Below are 17,035 nucleotides of genomic sequence, written 5' to 3'. Positions count from 1 at the left end.
ATAACAGTTCATTCCGGATACTCGTTCTTTGTAAGAATATTTGTATGAGCCGGTGCCGTTTTTTCTGTATCATTTTCCTTCTTTTAACACAAGCAGGCTGGGCTCAGAATTATCCATACTCAACGCGCAATTATACTGCCGTTGACGGATTACCCCAGTCGCAGGTCACTTCGGTTGTTGAAGACAGCAACGGATATTTATGGATCGCCACACAGGGAGGAGGACTTGCCCGCTTCGATGGCAAGGAGTTCAAAGTATATACTACCAAAGATGGTTTGTTCTCCAACAACATCACATCACTACTCATCGATCGTCATCATAATATATGGATACTCCATGCACATGGCGTTACGCGCTTTAACGGGCATACCTTCAAGCGCTTTCAAAATAAAAAGGGACAACATGTTATGTATAGGAGGATATATGAGTTGGGAGACTCTATATTTTTTCTGGCCGGCAATGGTATAGGAAAGATATACCAGGACTCGCTGCACTACTGGAATAAAACACTGGTAGAAGGAAAGTTTATCTGGCGCGCTATACAAACACCGCAGGGTGTACATTGCTTTTTTCTGGATGATGGCTCATACTATGTAAAGACACCCAACGAGTCGTTCTCATTTTCTTCTGATGTTGAGACGGGTAAAACGTATTATCCCTTTATATACAAGAGCAACATCGCATTTCGAAGTTCAGTCGGGTATTTCATTGTAAATTATAAAGAGCGCAAAGTAGAACCCTTGCAGTTGCCGTTAAAGCACATGATTCTGCTATACGATGAAAAGGAAGATGTTTTCTGGACACGCGATGGCGCGAACCTGCTGCGTGAGAAGGTAACAGGCAATGAAGTAAAGCGTGATACGATATTAAAAGATGTCTCGGTTTTGCAGGTGCTGAAAGATTCCGAAGGCAACACGTGGTTTGCATCAGACGGTCGCGGGCTCTATAAATATTTCATTCAGGATTTTAATCGCTGCAGCTCCGAGAATCTGCGCGGTGTCATGTCTATACTAAACGACAGGCGCGGGGCAAAATGGATTGGGACACTGAATAAAGGACTGCATCGCATCAAGAACGGAAAGACAACTTCGTTTGTCGATCCGCACGAATCCTATCGAAACAGCATCGGTGTTGTGAAGCAGGCTCCCGATGGTACTATATGGGTGGGCACAACGTTCGGGCTAGGCAAATACGATGAAGCACACAACAAATTTATCTGGTATACACGGGAAAATGGGCTCTCCGGTAATCTGATATCCGCGATCGAGTTTGATGAAAATGGCGATCTGTGGGCCGGCACCGGTGGCGGACTGTCTCATTACGATGGCAAGGAGTTTCATAACTATAATACAACAAACGGATTGCTGAGTAACGGTATATGGCACCTGCATTATTCGAAGCGGTATAAAACTTTGTTTGTAGCCACGGATCTGAATATACAAACGATGCGTGATGGGAAACTCGATGTGGTACAAATTGCCGGGCTGAGCAATACATCGATCATGAGTATTCTTCCGTACCAGGATTCATTACTGACGCTGGGTACCGGTGGAGCAGGTGTTGTTATCTTCAATCCGAAAACACGTACGCGCAAGTTTGTAACAACGGAACAAGGCCTTGCTTCTGACTTTATATATTTTGCTGCTGCAGATGATAAAGACAACCTGTGGATTGGTACGGAGAAAGGTATAAATCGTGTTAAGCTCGATCGTAAACTCGAAATACAGGAGAATTTATACTATGGTTATGACAACGGACTTACCGGAGTAGAAACCAATCTCAATGCGTTTGATCTGTCAGGAGGCCACAAGTATTTTGGTTTGGTGGATGGGTTGTATGAATTCAACGATCTGAGTGATGAGCCGGGTAAATCATTTGATCTGCACCTTACTGACGTAGATATATTTTACGGTGAGTATGAACCACGCGAATACTCAGATACAACAGATGGCTTCTTCAAGATACCCGTAAATCCTCAACTTCCACCGGATCGGAATCACGTTACATTTTACTTTAACCGTGTAGACAAGCGCTATCCTAAATCAGTCAAGTTTAAATATTACCTCGAGAACTTTGATAAGAAATGGTCGCAGCCTTCTTCCATGAGCGAAGTTACCTATAGCAATCTTCCTCCGGGTAATTACGTGTTTCATGTGATGAGTACCGATAAGGAAGGAAGCTGGAGTCATAAAAAAATAGCGTATGCATTTTCCGTGAAGGCTCCGTTTTATCAGACTACATCATTTGTTGTGGGGCTGTTGATTTTGATAGCCGGTATCATCACGCTCATCATGTACCTGCGCGTGCGGCAAAAAGTAAACAAGATGCTGATGATGGAACGCATCCGCGCGAAAGAACAGGAAACGCTGCGAAAAGAAATTGCGCGCGACTTCCACGATGAAATGGGGAACCAGCTTACACGCATCATTAACTATATAAGTCTGCTGAAGCTCAACGGCTATACCAATGGTAATGGCAATGGCAACGGTACGGGTATTGGCAGCAGCGACCTGTATACCAAAGTGGAAGACTCTGCGAAGTATCTCTATACCGGTACGCGCGACTTTATCTGGTCTATCGACCCGGTGAATGATGAACTGTCCAAACTGTTTATACACATCCGTGATTTTGGTGAGAAACTTTTTGAGGAGAAGAATATTCAGTTCCGCGCTTTCAATGAAGTAAAAGAGAAGATCAAACTTCCATACGGTTTCAGTCGCGAGGCGAACCTGATCTTTAAGGAAGCTATGACCAACGCATTCAAATATTCGGAAGCCCGTAACGTAGCCTTGCAGTTGAGGAGGACAGACGATCAGGGTTTTGAGATGAGTTTCGAAGACGATGGTATTGGCTTTTTGACCGGTGATATAGAAAAATCAAACGGTCTTCAAAATATTCGTGAAAGAGCCGACAGGATTCACGGTGTTTTACGTATAACCAGTGTGAAGCATCACGGAACCAAGATTACCTTAAACTTCAAACTAACCAAAACGCTCAAGTATGGCCTTGCCCTTTAAGAAGCGCGTTATGATCGTGGAAGACGATCAGGAAATACGCAACAGTTTTAATCTGATCGTAAACAGCTCGCAGAAGTTCATGGTGGTAAATGCCTATGGAAGCTGCGAAGAAGCCATCGACAATCTGAATCGCGACAAGCCTGAAATTGTTTTGATGGATGTAGAGTTGCCCGGCATGAACGGTATACAAGGTACGAAGGTGATTAAAGACAAGAGTCCGCATACCGATATCGTGATGGTTACCGTTTATGAAGATAGCGAGCTTGTATTTGAAGCACTCAAAGCCGGGGCATCCGGGTATATAACCAAGAGTGCCAACTACATGGAGTTGCTCGCAGCATTGGAAGAAATAGTAAAAGGAGGAGCACCTATGAGTAGCCGTATAGCACGCATGGTTATCGACAACTTTCACGTCAACCCAAACTCACCGCTTACCAAGCGTGAGACAGAGATTCTGCAGCTCATTTCAGAGGGCAAAACCTATACGCAGATATCAGAAGAGTTGTTCATCTCCAAAGAAACCGCGAAGACACACATCAAAAATATTTACTCGAAGTTGCAGGTTAACAGTAAATCAGAAGCTATCGCGAAAGCGAACCTCGAAAAATTAATCTAACGTTAACCGACACGGCACACATTTTTAATAGTAAATGCAAAACACTGCATCAGGAAAAGTCCGGTGAATGAAAATTACCGGACTTTTCTGTTGTTGTGAGTGAAACATATTATAAAATCAACCGTATTGGGTGATAGAATTTAACTAGTAACATTGAAACTTTACGACACAATCCTTCCTCATACAAGTAGAAATTTCTTCATAAGTTTAGGTTAATGAAAAAAATTTCAGAAGGATTTGCCCCTCAGACGGAGGGGCTTTTTTATTTCTGTCCAATCGTGTTTCGTGTTGATTTTCATTTGTAGAAAAATATCCCCTGGGCTACACGCAGAACTGTCTCATTCACGATAAGCAACATTATGCATCATTTATACTAACAAACGTTTATATATATACTTAGGACACGGAAGCTTCACGGATGCACGGAGCGGTGATGTATAATTTCTAATCATCATGTAATGTCGGTATAGCAAAATGTTGTGCGTTTAGTGTCTTATTCGTCAGCCTGCAGGCACAGCTATATATAGTATGTAGCGTGATTCTACCTTCAATCGCCTGCTCACGCCATTCGCAATAAAATATAACCCTCCATACGTTATTTATTGATATCCAATATACCGACTCGGTAGTCATTTATTTCGCATTTCCTTTTGTGAGTTTTGGTATAACATCGCTGCCAACCGCTTGCGGCTTGGGGGGTGGAGTCGATTTTTATAACAAACCCAACTTGTATGAGGAAGATTTTACTAGCATGCTGCTTTTGCCTCTTGCATATAACTGTTGCATGGGCACAAGAGCGAACCGTTACCGGTAAGGTAACAGCGAAAGAAGACGGGACAGCCTTGCCCGGAGTGAATGTGGTGGTGAAAGGCACTACTACGGGTACTGTAACCGATGTGGAAGGTAATTATACCTTGCGCGCACCGGCATCCGGTGGTACATTGATTTTTTCGTTCATCGGATTAATAACACAGGAAGTTGAGATCGGAGAACGCACCACGGTTGATTTGCAGATGTCGCAGGACATCACACAACTCGGTGAAGTAATTGTAACGGCTGTTGGTATCGAGCGTGAGAAAAAAGCTCTTGGCTACTCCGTTGAGACAGTGGGCGGTAACAAAGTGCAGCAGGTATCAGAACCTGATCCGTTGCGCGCACTTACCGGAAAAGTGCCGGGGGTAAATATTATATCTTCCAGCGGTGCTCCCGGAAGTTCTACGCGCATTACTATACGCGGTAACTCTTCGATGCTGAACAGCAATCAGCCGTTGTTTGTAGTAGATGGTATACCCTATAACAACGATTATGTTACTACCGAAGGAACGAACACCAACACCGGTGGTCTTACATCCGGTGGTGCATTCTCCAGTCGTATATCCGATCTCGATCCGAATGATATCAAGTCTATATCCATTCTGAAAGGTGCTACAGCTGCAGCGTTGTATGGTGCACGTGCTGCAAATGGTGTGATCGTTATCACAACAAAATCAGGTTCTGCTACCGCGAGTAAAAAGGGACTCGAAGTTACGTATAGCGGAACATACGGCATCGAGAAAATTGCCAACCTGCCAAACTTCCAGAATACATACGGAACCGGTTCTAACTTTTCGTATGCACAGGCCAACGGATCGTGGGGAGCTCCGTTCATCGGTACACGGCCGTATGCTACTCTGGACTCTATACCGCACTGGTATGCCGGACGAAATGGTATGAGTAATTACGATGGTGTAAAAGTTCCATACCGCGCATACCCCAATAACGTAAAAGATTTTTTTGAGACAGGACAGATCTTTGAAAACTCAATCTCTATATCCGGTGGTAACGAGAAGTCCGCTATATCTGTAACATTGTCTCAACTCAATCAAAAAGGTTTTGTTCCCGAAACAGAGTTCCTTCGCCACAACATCAGTCTCGGTGGTAAAACTACATTGGCTAACGGTCTCATTATAGGAGCTAATCTTGCCTATACCCGTTCATTGCAGGATGGTGTGTTGAGTGGCGCACCGAGTGCTACATCAGGCGATCCGTCAGCTTTTGCACGTACGCTATATTTCGGTCGTAACTGGGATGTCCAGGGACAGCCTTATCAAAATCCGGTTGATAACGGAAGTGAGTTCATGGTAGGAAGAGACCAGGTAAACAACCCGTACTGGTCTGTGAAGAATACCGGTATACGCGGAAAGGTAGATCGGTATGTAGCTTCCGTGAATGCATCGTATGATATACTCGACTGGTTGAATGTATCGTATCGCATTGGTATGAATGCATTCTCACAACGCCAGGTAGAATTTCAGCGACCGAACGGTGCAGGTAGTCCGCTTGGTACTATTACAGAGTTAAACGTAACACACGATGAGATAAACTCCGATCTGATTGCTACAGCAACAAAAGATATAGGGGAGAATCTGAATATACGTGCCCTCGTGGGATGGAACGTAAACCAGCGCACCAGCCAGACACAATCGGTTAATGGTGTAGGGTATGTTGTATTTAATATAGATGATATCGATAATACAAATGATGTTACACCGAACGGAGGAAGTTACTCGCGCAGAAGACTATATGGTTTTTATGGTGATGTAAGTTTAGGCTATAAAGACTGGGCGTTCCTGACATTAACAGGTCGGAACGATTGGTCTTCTACGTTGCCTGTAAAAAACAGAAGCTTCTTCTATCCGGCCGCCAATGCGTCTATTATACTCAATGAAGCGTTGGGTATGCAACCCGGTTTAATCAACAGTATAAAGATCCGCGGAGGTTGGGCTAACGTAGGTAATGATACCGATCCATACCTGCTCAACACAGTATATATAGTTAACGACTACGATAATGTTACTGGCAATGCAGCCGGCAGACCTTTTACACCTGCAGGTGGCGCTACTATACCTACTGCCGGGCAAAGTGCTGTGTTGTCTGATCCGAACCTGAAACCGGAAAAAACACGCGAAGTAGAAGCAGGTTTTGATCTTGCTCTGTGGAACGATCGCATCGGTATAAATTTCACATACTATGATAAAAAATCAAGCGATCAGATTGCACAGATATCATTACCGGAAGAAACCGGATTCCAGGCGCAGCTTACCAACTTTGGTACTGTTACCAATAAAGGTATAGAGCTTGGTGTTTCTGTAACACCGGTACAACTGAGCAATGGTTTATCGTGGACTATATTAGGTTCATTTACCCGTAACCGTAACGAGATCCTTGAACTGCGCCAGGGGGTAAGTGAAATACAATTCGGTTCAGGATTTACCGGTTCCGTAATTTCCGTTCACAGACCAGGCGAACAATATGGACAGTTACTCGGCACAGTAGATGCGCGTGATGATGAAGGTAATCTGTTGATTGATCCGTCCAGCGGACAGTTTATACGCAAACTCAATCCGGAGCTTATCGGTAACCCAAACCCTGATTTCATTCTCGGTATAACCAATACAGTAACGTTCAAAGGATTGACTATATCTGCACTATGGGATTTACGCCAGGGTGGCGATCTGTTCTCAACAACCGCTAACTCTATATTAGGTCGTGGAGTACTGGCATACCAGGCCGATCGTGAAGGCAATGCTATACTCAAAGGAGTATATGGTAACCCGGAAACATTCGAGCCTTACCTGGATGATGCAGGAAACAAAATTCCGAATGAGACCATGATCGAAGTGAACTCGCTATATTTTGGTGAGACCTTCGCAGTGAACGCAGCTGATGAATGGTCTGTGTTCGATGCTACAACATACAGGCTACGTGAAGCATCCATTACCTATGCATTTCCGAAATCACTTTTACAACGCACACCATTCGGTGCAGTAAGTATTGGTGTAACCGGTCGCAACTTGTGGAATTACTCACCGCACATGCCGAAAGATCTTAACTACGATCCGGAAACAAACCAGTTCGGTGCCCGCAATGTACAGGGTATAGAATATAGCACGACTCCTTCCGCAAGAAGATTTGCTGTAACACTGCGCGCTACTTTTTAATCATTAACAAGCAATCTTATGAGTTTCAGATTTCACAAAATAATAGCAGCCTTCGCTTGTCTCACCTTGCTGAGCTGCGAAAAAGATTTTCTGGATATAAACGATGATCCGAGCAACCCGCTCGATGTATCGCTCGAACTGTTGTTGCCTTCTGTACAACTTGATATGGCAGGTTCACTTGGTACAAGTACGGCAGGTCTCTCGCAGATAACCAGCACCTATATGCACCAGCTTGTACAACGCAGCAACCAGAATGATTATGGTGTGCAGGGTACGGATAGTGGTGTGCAATCGCCCTGGCTTGTACTCTATACACGTGCACTTGCTGATAATGAGAATATCATCAAAAAAGCAACCGAGCAGGAAGCATGGCCTTACCTGGGTATGGCCCAGGCGATGAAAGCCTATACCTATAGCATCATGGTTGACTTATGGGGTGATGTTCCGTATTCAGAAGCACATCAGGCTCCACAGAATCTTTTACCGAAATATGATCAGGGTGAAGCTATATATCCACAGTTGCTCACGTTGCTTGACGAAGCAAAAGCGAACCTGGAGAAGGAGTCTATATTTGAAGTAGGCGATGAAGATCTCTTCTACGGTGGTGATACCGATCTCTGGATCAAGTTTATCAACTCGGTAAAACTTAAACTATATAACCAGATCAGACTGGTGGATGACGTAACGGCTGAAGTAGATGCATTGATCACCGAAGATAACTTCATCAGCAGCGAAGCAGAAGATTTCGAAATGGAGTATGGCACCAGCGTAGGTCCTGATAACCGTAACCCCGGCTATGTACAAGAGTGGGCGCCCGGCACAGCAAACTACTATATCAGTCCGTACTTCTACGAGATTATGGCGAACCTCAACACCTTCAATCATCCTGACTATGGAGGAAAGATCGATGTAACTGATCCGCGTATACCATACTATTTCTATAATCAGATAGGAGAGGTAAGTCAGTCCAGTTCACCGGAGAATCCATGCTCATACTGCTATGGATATATAGATCCAAACACAGAAGAGTTCGTTATCAAAGTGCCTGCTTTACAAGGTACCGGCATGGTGTCTGTATTTGCATTCTCACTGAATATAGATCCGAATGAAGGATATGGACAGGGATCTTCTCAAACCGTTGCCGGCCTGTATCCGCTGGGTGGTAAATATGATGATGGCGAAGGTGGTACATCCAACTTCAATGGTTATCCGCAAACACCACAACGTCTTCTGAATTACTATGCTGTGAAATTTATACAGGCTGAGTTATTCCTGAGTAACACAGCAACCGGCGATGCACGACTTACATTTCGCGATGCCATGCGTGCGTCATTTGCCAAAGTAAATGAGATAGCCGAAACAGCCGGTGCACCGGTAATTACCACAACAGCACGCGATAACTATATAAATGCTGTACTCGCTGCATACGATGCTGCCGATGATGCCGGTAAACTCGAACACATCATGACGCAGAAATGGATAGCAAGTTTCGGATGGGGTGTTGATATGTATACTGATTTCAGAAGAACCGGTTTCCCATTGTTGTTTGATGGCAACACCGATAACCTCAGCTTCACCATTCGCACCAAAGAGTTTCCATTTGCATACCCATGGCCAACCAATAACCTGGCCGTGAACAGCAATGCTCCGGCACAGAAAGTAGTAACCAGCAATGAGGCTAAACCATTCTGGATGAAGTAATGAACTTAAAAGAAATGATTATGAAGAAGATACTATATTCATGGATGTTGCTTGGCCTCGTGGTTTTGTTTGCCTGTGAAGAGCAGGGCAGACTGGGGTTAGATGAATCGGAAGTAGGCTTTAACTTCCGTATGATACCAAGCGCCACATCGTTTAACCTGGCAGATACTGATCCGAGTGTAACGTTCACCATGTACTCGGAAACCAACAATATAAAAAAGGTAAATGTAGTGGTGGAACTATACCAGTTCCTGAACAATTCGCGCACCTGGCGATTTAACCTTGCCGAGATTGATGGTGCTACCATTACCAATGACGGTACAACCAAAATTACCGTTCCGCTATCAGCGTTTGCAGATGCAACCGGTGTTGATCCTGCTTCACTGGGTGGAGGTGATGTATTTACTATATATAATGTAGTAGAGCTTGAAAACGGAAAAGTATATCCGGATACACTTGATCTTGATGGTAAGAAATATATCAATACTGAAAATTCCTACTTCCCTTCCGGAGCTACTACCAGCTTTACCGGCCAGCTCAACTTTCCGATGGTATGTTCTGTGTCATCTCCGTTTACCGGTACCTATACCGTTACGGATGACTGCGGACTTTTTTCTGGCGATGTAGTGTTGGCCACCGTAGCAGGTAATCCTGTGCAGCGTACATTTACAGGTACATGGGCCATTGATGAAGACAACGTGTTCTCCGGTATAGGCTTTGATTTAGACTTGACGTGTGGTCGCGTGTTTGTACAAACTCAAAGTATAGGTTTAGGATGTGGAGGGGGAAGTAATGTGGATGTAGCAACCTCCAGCATTGACGATCTCGGTCCCGGACTATACGATGATCTGGATGATGGACAGTTTACGGTTAATGTCAGATACCCTAACGCAGCTTGTTTCGGGGGCTTCGATTGTGCGCTAACGTTCACCAAGAAGTAAGTCAGGTTTTGTAACAAAAGTTTGAAATAAGGCTGTTTCCAATTTGAGGAGGCAGCCTTTTATCTTTCCTGACAATTTGTTGATGAAAAGTCACATGTAGGTTTTTAGTCCATTTTTTTAAGAAAGTGAAGCCTAACATTCCGTAGTTGCAACATACTTTACTGCATTATGCACCTAAGGTCTGTTACCTTAATAACCTTTTTATTACTACCATTAGTGGCATTGTGCCAGTATAAGTCTGTCGATAGTCTAGAGTATGCTATTCAGCATGATGCAGACGACAGCACAAAGGTGCTGCACATCAATCGTCTTGTTACTATTTTACGTGAACGAAACAATACCAAGGCATTTCGCTATGCACAACAGGCGTACGAGCTTGCACGGAATATAAATTACCAGGCAGGACTCGCTCCCGCACAAGAGAATTTAGCGTGGATTTACTATCGCCTCGGTAATCTTTCGGAAGCCTTTCAACTTTCGGTAGATGCTTTGCAAACCAGCGAGCTGCAGTTTGATACCGCCACCATGGCGCGCAGCATTAACAGTATAGCCGCTATATATTTTGAACAGAAACTTTTTGCGCAGGCTAATAATTATTTCAGGCGTGCCTATAAACTCAACGAAGCCATTGGCGATCATGCTACCGCGGCCCGTACGCTGGCGAATATAGCGTATGTACACCTGCGTAATAATCAGTATGATTCCGCTATACTTTTCTCACAGCGTGCTTATGACTTAAGTAACGGCGTTGAGAATAAATATACCCGCAGTGCTGTATTGCGTGTGCTGGGCGATATCGATATGTATAGGAAGGATTATCACAACGGGTTGATCAAGTTCAGCCAGGCATTGCAACTTGCACGCGGCGATTCCAAAACATACCACGAAGCTTCTGTACTTCGCAGAATCGGCCATCTATACCTGGAGCGAAACCAGCCCGACTTTGCCCTGAAGTATCTTTTTGAAAATGTAGCGCTGGCTAAAAAGTATGGCTACCAGGATGAACTGGAGAGTACCTATAAACTTATTTCAAGTGCCTTTCTGGCCAAGCGCAATCATTCGAAAGCATTGGAGTATCAAACAGCGTATCAGTTAATACACGATTCACTATACGATCAGAAGAACAGCGAATACCTGGCGTTGCAGCAAGCTCGCTTTGATTCGGAGATGAAGGAAACGCAAATCGAGTTACTCACCAAAGATGCTGAATTGAAACAGGAAGAGATCAACAACCAGCGCGTGTGGATATACTTTTCGTTCGGCTGCCTTACCCTGGTGCTCATTATTGTGTTTGTATTGATCTATAACAACCAGATTAAAAAACGCGCGCACGATAAATTAGCCGAGAAGAACCGCGAGATAGCCTTGCAGGCGTTACAGCTGGGCAACATGAATGAGATCAAGAGTAAATTATTCTCCATTATCAGTCACGATTTGCGCGGACCACTGGCAAGTCTCCGGGGGTTGATGAATTTAGTGGAGGATACCGGTCTTACGCAGGAAGAGTTTCAGTATGCTTCCAATACACTCAAGCAGAACCTGGATTCGGTGCAGGAGAACCTGGAGAATTTACTATACTGGTCGCAATCACAATTAAAAGGACTGCAGGTAAATATAGAGCCTATATGTGCCAAGGAAGTTGCCGATAAAATTATAGCGCTGTACGATGAGACCGCGCGCAGCAAAGATGTAAAGATCGTGAACGAGCTCGAAAAAGATATGCACGTTCGCGCAGACAAGAATCACCTGCACATGATCTTTCGCAACCTGCTGTCCAATGCCATCAAGTTCAACTCACACAAAGGTCTTGTTACCATTTCGCATACGACAGACAAAGGGTATATGAAAATATCGGTGTCTGATTCCGGTGTAGGTATAGCAGCCGATGATGTTGTAAAGCTCTTCAATGCCGAAACACATTTTACCAAGCTCGGTACCAACCAGGAAAAAGGAGTTGGTATAGGCTTGTTGCTGATCAAGGAATTTATAGAACACAACGGAGGCTCTATCGGTGTAAAAAGTCAGGAGGGTAAAGGAACAACGTTCACGTTCAGCCTGCAACTGCACAAGTCCTATATAGAAAAAGAAGGAGCACTAAGCTCCTCCTTTTAACTTCTTCACTTCCGCTTCGTACTGCGGTAAAAATGCTTTCTGATTTTCGGGTATATTTTTGATCGCGATCTCCCAGTTTTTGATAGCGTTCTTTTTATCGCCTGTTGCCGAATAGCCGCGGGCGAGGCCTACATAGGTAGTAAATTTATCGTCCGGGTGAAGCTGGCGATTCGTCTTGAATACTTCCATAGCCTTATCCGTTTTACCGGCAGCCAGTAACGCTCTTCCATACTGGTGTACTTCAGCAACATTCGCAGTCGGGTGTTTGATAGCTTTACCCATCACAACATCAGCCTCACTATCGCGATTCATTGCATATAGCACCTGTGCTTTGGTTTGGAGTGAAGCAAAATCTTCGCGACCTATAAACTGACCACTGATCGCGTTGTCGGCCCATGTCAAAGCTTCCTCGAGGTTAATCTTGTTACGTGCACAAAACTGTGCTGCATCCATCCAGGGCTGATAGTCAAAGCCCATGCGATTACCCATCAGCTCTCCGCGTATCTGCGACAGGTATATTTCATTTACATGGGGTACATCAATCTTGAACGGTATACGTTTATTTTCCCACTGCAGGTAGGCTACAGCACTGGCAGCCTCACGGTCGGTAAAGCTAAAGGTAAGGTACTCGGTATATTCTGCATCCTGAGGCGATGTTTTTACGCGCAGTGCATCTTCTTTCGGATCATAGTAATAACTTCCCCAGCGCGTTGAGTTTGTAGAGAAGATCCAGTTCCAGTTACCTTCTTTTTCAACATCGAGAAAAAGTCCGTAGGTACCGGCTTTGATACTTTCGCCACCGATCTTTACATCGTGCGAAAAAGTGATCGTAGTATTTTCATTGGCACCGGCACGCCACGGTGCAGCCTTGGATGTACCATAGCCCTGGTCTACAAATCCATAATGTACCAGCTCGCCCCAGATGTGACCCTTACGATCTTCACCATTCGGCCCGTGCACATTCGGGCTGCTATACTGGATAGTTACGGAGACAGGACCAATCCATTGTGTAACACTTGATCTCTGGTTGTCGCCACTGGGTGGTAAAGAGATACTTTGCGCGAACGCGCTCATGCCTGCTGCCAGGCACATGACTACAGCTAGAATTTTTTTCATGGGGTTGTAAGGTTAATTATATAGTAATTAAACGATTGTATCGCAGCTGCGATGTCACCCTCCACACGGTATTTACAGCGTTCCTTTTTGAAGCGCTTTTGTCGGCACTAAAACCTGAAGAGCGGCAGGCATCAAAGAAATTTCAAACTCGGTATGATGGCCGCCCGGTTCGCCATCTACATGGAATGCTACAGGCTTGGATGTTTTTATTGCTATAGATTTAGCGGCCCGCATATCGCAGAATGATGATGCATTGCTAAGACCACCCGTAAACATATTATATACAAAATCAACACGATATACCGGCACCTTCTTTACCAGTGTAACATGCAACAACTGGTCGCACACCGAAGCCGCGGGAGCGATGCGTGCATTATTACCGTACTGCGATGAATTGGCAATAGCCACTATAAATGCGCGACTCGGAAATGTTATACCATCGATCGATACTTCCATATCAAACTCCTGGAATGCAAAGAACTCTTCCACCGTAAGTTTTACATAGCCGGCCAGTCCGCGTTTGGTCTTGCCGCCAAACAGATTCGCGATGTGTCCGTCAAAACCAATTCCCGATACATTTAGTGAAAGCTTGCCATTCACGGTAAACGTATCCATGTTCAATACTGTACTTTGAAATAAAGACTCTGCTGCCTGACCAACGGTGAGTGGAATACCAAGATGTCGCGAGAGACCGTTGCCAGAGCCACGCGGTATAATGCCCATGGGTATAGATGCCTTTAGTGCACCGCGTGCTACTTCGTTAATGGTTCCATCGCCTCCTACGGCTACAACAAAATCAAAGCCCTGCTGTTTCGCTCCTTCGGCAAGCTCTACGGCATGACCGGCAGCCTGCGTAAACTCAACTGTACACTCTGCGTTATTTTTTACGCACGCCTCTACAATGCGTCCTTCAACCTGCGGCTGGTAGCCCGTGCCTGCATACTTGTTGACTATAAATAATACCTTCTTACCTTCGTTGTTCACGCCTCAACATTACTAATTTTTATGGACATGCATTTCCTCTCGCAGCGAAAGTTATTGTTCAAAGCCTGGAATACTGAAACCAGGTTGCTGATGCGACTCGACAGTATCGATTGTGTAAAAGGAGCGCTGTATAAAAAAGATCATATACTTCTCCCGTTTACCGGTATGTATGATAAAGCCGGTGATGAACTATACGAGATGGATGTTGTGCTGATGGGCACCGGTAAATTTGTGATTGTGTGGGATGGAGACCCGTTGCGTGGCAACTGGTAAACATAACAGACAATACGATACTGCAACCGCTCACACAGGCGGCAGCCAAAACGGTAGTACGTTTGTGTTGTTACTTTGAGTCGGAGAAGAATTGAATTACTTCTTCTTGCTCACCTTGTCCTGGATATAGCTTACAGCTTGTCCGTAGGTCTGGAGTTTTTCGGCATCATCATCCGGTATACGAATGTCGAAAGTCTGCTCGAATTCCATCACGATTTCAGCGTAGTCGAGGGAGTCTATTCCAAGGTCTTTTACAAAATTGGCTTCGGGAGTTATTTCAGATGCAGCGATGCCGAGTTTTTCTGTTAGAATTTTGGTGACTTTCTCAGGAATGTCTTGCATAGCGTGATGTTGTATGGATCGGGGCAAATGTATTAAATCCGTTTCAAATTTCTAAAATCCCCGTTCAGATCGATTCAAGCGATTCGTAATCAGCGAAATGGGGTGTCTCAATCGAGATGATCAATGCCACCCATATCAGAATCGCATAAAGAACTCTGTGCCTTTGCCCATAGTAGATTTCACCGAAAGCGTGCCCTGATGCTGGCGCATGATCTGCCGCGACAAGCTCAGTCCTATACCCGACCCGGTCTTCTTGGTAGTAAAGAACGGAATGAAAATCTTCTCGATCGCCTCCTGATCAATACCCGTACCGTTGTCTTTTACAGCAATGACAGGTCGCGACTTGTCATTGAGGTACGCGCGCAGTTCGATGATCTTCGGGTCCTGATCTTCAAATGCCTGAATTGCATTTTTAAACAGGTTGATAATTACCTGCTCGATCATATTCTTATCGGCAGATATAGTCAGGTCTTCCGGATATACCGAGATGGAAAGCTGGATATTCTTTTCACTTACATCTTTGCGATGCAGCATGGTAAGTTCTTCCAGTAGCGGGCGCACATCGATCTGTACCGGGCGCGGCTTCGGTATAGCGGTAAGACTTCTGAACTCTTTTACGAAATGTATAAGTCCTTCGCTTCGCTTGCTGATGGTTTGTAATGAAAGATGAATGTCGCTCAGCTGATCTTTACTCAGCGGCATGCCGTTATCTTCCTGTATATGCGGCTTCAGTTCTTCTTCAACAATACCCGCTAAAGATGAGATTGGCGTTACTGAATTCATGATCTCGTGTGTAAGTACACGCACCAGGTTTTGCCAGGCTTCCATCTCTTTCTCTTCAAGTTCGTTCTGGATGTTTTGAACGGAAATGAGTTTCACATTTTCACCGCGTAGTGTAAGCTCGATGGCATAGATGGAAAGTTGTACAATCTCTTCACCGATCTTGAGGCGCACCAGCTCGCGGCCACCGGTTTTTAATTTCGTGAATACATTTACGAGTGTATCGCTCACGTCTTTCAGATCACTGATGTTATCGATGCGATTTGTCTTCAGGAGTTTCCGTGCTGCGCTGTTGAAGATCTCCACGGTGCCATCTTCTTTGAATACCATGAGTCCGATCCCCACGTGCATCACAATGTTTTTGAAGAAGAGAAATTCAGAATCCTTCTCACTGCGGGCACTGCGTAACTTCAGCAAGGCATTGTTAAGCTCCTGGTGTAAACGCTTTACGGCCGGATCATCGCTCTCGGTTTTAAACGAATAGGAGAGATCATCAAACTTTACAGAGTCAAGGAACGATGCTATGTTTTCGTGCGAGCGATCCAGGTATGTTATAAGCAGTTTGATTTGGTATGCACTCAGTGCTAAAAAGATCAGCGCATAGATCCAGTCACCTTTCGAAAAGGCGAAGAAGCAGAATAAAAAGATAGAGGCAGCCAGTGCTGCTACCCGCGGTACTACTGGTGATCGCCAGTTAAAATCCATAAGCATCAAATTGTAGAGGGGCAATACGTCCTACACGAAAGTAACATTCCTTCCGGGTTACTAACGCAAAGATCCGGACACAAGTTGATAAAATAAAAGGTAAGATTTGCTATGTGCGGAAATGACACAAAAGTGTACGCAGCGTACAGTGGCATGCTTGAATTACCGGGTATGTGCTCCCTATCAAATCACATCTATACTTTGTCGGCAATATCAAGGTTGCGTATAGATGTACCGATAATTAATTAGAGGTGCAAGTAATGAATTATATACCAGATGCTGTTCGCTGGTGTGGCTGCATCGGTAACAAGTATAGCGGACGATGTTCGTGAAAAATATCGAAATGAAGTGACGATATAATTTACACGTCAGGTGACTTAATCAGCGAACTACGATCAGCGTGTCGTGCTGAGTATATGTTTTTTGATTGGGATGAACGTGCTGCTTTAAAGCCGGAGCGAGGGAATG

Annotated in this window: 12 protein-coding genes; 7 read left to right on the top strand and 5 right to left on the bottom strand. The window is 44.7% G+C overall.

From position 1 onward, the window contains the following. Positions 1-44 precede the first annotated feature (44 nt). The 6 genes from ACFQ21_RS06665 to ACFQ21_RS06640 all read left to right on the top strand — a co-directional run bounded on the left by ACFQ21_RS06665 (position 45) and on the right by ACFQ21_RS06640 (position 12,367). Positions 45-3,017 (top strand): ligand-binding sensor domain-containing protein, encoded by a 2,973-nt coding sequence (locus ACFQ21_RS06665; protein WP_377576600.1) that lies wholly within the window; start codon positions 45-47, stop codon positions 3,015-3,017. Continuing rightward, complete coding sequence (locus ACFQ21_RS06660; protein ID WP_377576597.1) at positions 3,001-3,633, top strand: response regulator; 633 nt, start codon at positions 3,001-3,003, stop codon at positions 3,631-3,633. The genes ACFQ21_RS06665 and ACFQ21_RS06660 overlap by 17 nt, the downstream gene beginning before the upstream one ends. A gap of 731 nt (positions 3,634-4,364) precedes the next feature. Further along, positions 4,365-7,613, top strand: a complete 3,249-nt coding sequence (locus ACFQ21_RS06655; protein WP_377576594.1) for a SusC/RagA family TonB-linked outer membrane protein — start codon at positions 4,365-4,367, stop codon at positions 7,611-7,613. A gap of 18 nt (positions 7,614-7,631) precedes the next feature. Then, complete coding sequence (locus tag ACFQ21_RS06650) at positions 7,632-9,314, top strand: SusD/RagB family nutrient-binding outer membrane lipoprotein (protein WP_377576590.1); 1,683 nt, start codon at positions 7,632-7,634, stop codon at positions 9,312-9,314. 20 nt (positions 9,315-9,334) lie between these two features. Next, positions 9,335-10,255 (top strand): hypothetical protein, encoded by a 921-nt coding sequence (locus ACFQ21_RS06645; RefSeq protein WP_377576588.1) that lies wholly within the window; start codon positions 9,335-9,337, stop codon positions 10,253-10,255. A 168-nt stretch (positions 10,256-10,423) separates the two neighbouring features. Further along, positions 10,424-12,367, top strand: coding sequence for a sensor histidine kinase (locus ACFQ21_RS06640; protein ID WP_377576585.1), 1,944 nt, complete (start codon positions 10,424-10,426; stop codon positions 12,365-12,367). Here the strand turns inward: ACFQ21_RS06640 and ACFQ21_RS06635 are convergent. Continuing rightward, entirely contained in the window at positions 12,350-13,483 is a 1,134-nt protein-coding gene (locus ACFQ21_RS06635) for a DUF2911 domain-containing protein (RefSeq protein WP_377576581.1), read from the bottom strand. The genes ACFQ21_RS06640 and ACFQ21_RS06635 overlap by 18 nt on opposite strands. A 72-nt stretch (positions 13,484-13,555) precedes the next feature. Beyond that, positions 13,556-14,467, bottom strand: coding sequence for a diacylglycerol/lipid kinase family protein (locus ACFQ21_RS06630; RefSeq protein ID WP_377576578.1), 912 nt, complete (start codon positions 14,465-14,467; stop codon positions 13,556-13,558). A gap of 21 nt (positions 14,468-14,488) precedes the next feature. On the opposite strand from ACFQ21_RS06630, the gene ACFQ21_RS06625 reads away from it, so the two are divergent. Beyond that, positions 14,489-14,740 carry a hypothetical protein gene (locus tag ACFQ21_RS06625; protein WP_377576575.1) on the top strand — a complete coding sequence of 84 codons (252 nt, stop codon included), beginning with the start codon at positions 14,489-14,491 and terminating at the stop codon, positions 14,738-14,740. 96 nt (positions 14,741-14,836) lie between these two features. Here ACFQ21_RS06625 and ACFQ21_RS06620 read toward each other — a convergent pair whose 3' ends face one another. The 3 genes from ACFQ21_RS06620 to ACFQ21_RS06610 form a co-directional block, all read right to left on the bottom strand. After that, positions 14,837-15,082, bottom strand: a complete 246-nt coding sequence (locus ACFQ21_RS06620) for an acyl carrier protein (RefSeq protein WP_377576572.1) — start codon at positions 15,080-15,082, stop codon at positions 14,837-14,839. Between the two features lie 135 nt (positions 15,083-15,217). Beyond that, positions 15,218-16,567 carry a sensor histidine kinase gene (locus tag ACFQ21_RS06615; protein WP_377576569.1) on the bottom strand — a complete coding sequence of 450 codons (1,350 nt, stop codon included), beginning with the start codon at positions 16,565-16,567 and terminating at the stop codon, positions 15,218-15,220. A gap of 213 nt (positions 16,568-16,780) precedes the next feature. After that, positions 16,781-16,939, bottom strand: a complete 159-nt coding sequence (locus tag ACFQ21_RS06610; protein ID WP_377578278.1) for a hypothetical protein — start codon at positions 16,937-16,939, stop codon at positions 16,781-16,783. Between the last annotated feature and the right edge of the window lie 96 nt (positions 16,940-17,035).

The sequence above is a fragment of the Ohtaekwangia kribbensis genome (assembly GCF_042676245.1).
Classification (GTDB): Bacteria; Bacteroidota; Bacteroidia; order Cytophagales; family Cyclobacteriaceae; genus Ohtaekwangia; species Ohtaekwangia kribbensis.
Note: the sequence above shows the minus strand (reverse complement) of the source record. Positions and strands in the feature narration are given on the sequence as shown.

Bases quoted from the DNA above. Each gene is read 5' to 3' on its own strand.
- ACFQ21_RS06645 (WP_377576588.1), top strand. From the start codon at position 9,335: ATGAAGAAGATACTATATTCATGGATGTTGCTTGGCCTCGTGGTTTTG.
- ACFQ21_RS06650 (WP_377576590.1), top strand. From the start codon at position 7,632: ATGAGTTTCAGATTTCACAAAATAATAGCAGCCTTCGCTTGTCTCACC.
- ACFQ21_RS06625 (WP_377576575.1), top strand. From the start codon at position 14,489: ATGGACATGCATTTCCTCTCGCAGCGAAAGTTATTGTTCAAAGCCTGG.
- ACFQ21_RS06660 (WP_377576597.1), top strand. From the start codon at position 3,001: ATGGCCTTGCCCTTTAAGAAGCGCGTTATGATCGTGGAAGACGATCAG.
- ACFQ21_RS06620 (WP_377576572.1), bottom strand. From the start codon at position 15,082: ATGCAAGACATTCCTGAGAAAGTCACCAAAATTCTAACAGAAAAACTC.
- ACFQ21_RS06635 (WP_377576581.1), bottom strand. From the start codon at position 13,483: ATGAAAAAAATTCTAGCTGTAGTCATGTGCCTGGCAGCAGGCATGAGC.
- ACFQ21_RS06665 (WP_377576600.1), top strand. From the start codon at position 45: ATGAGCCGGTGCCGTTTTTTCTGTATCATTTTCCTTCTTTTAACACAA.
- ACFQ21_RS06615 (WP_377576569.1), bottom strand. From the start codon at position 16,567: ATGGATTTTAACTGGCGATCACCAGTAGTACCGCGGGTAGCAGCACTG.
- ACFQ21_RS06655 (WP_377576594.1), top strand. From the start codon at position 4,365: ATGAGGAAGATTTTACTAGCATGCTGCTTTTGCCTCTTGCATATAACT.
- ACFQ21_RS06640 (WP_377576585.1), top strand. From the start codon at position 10,424: ATGCACCTAAGGTCTGTTACCTTAATAACCTTTTTATTACTACCATTA.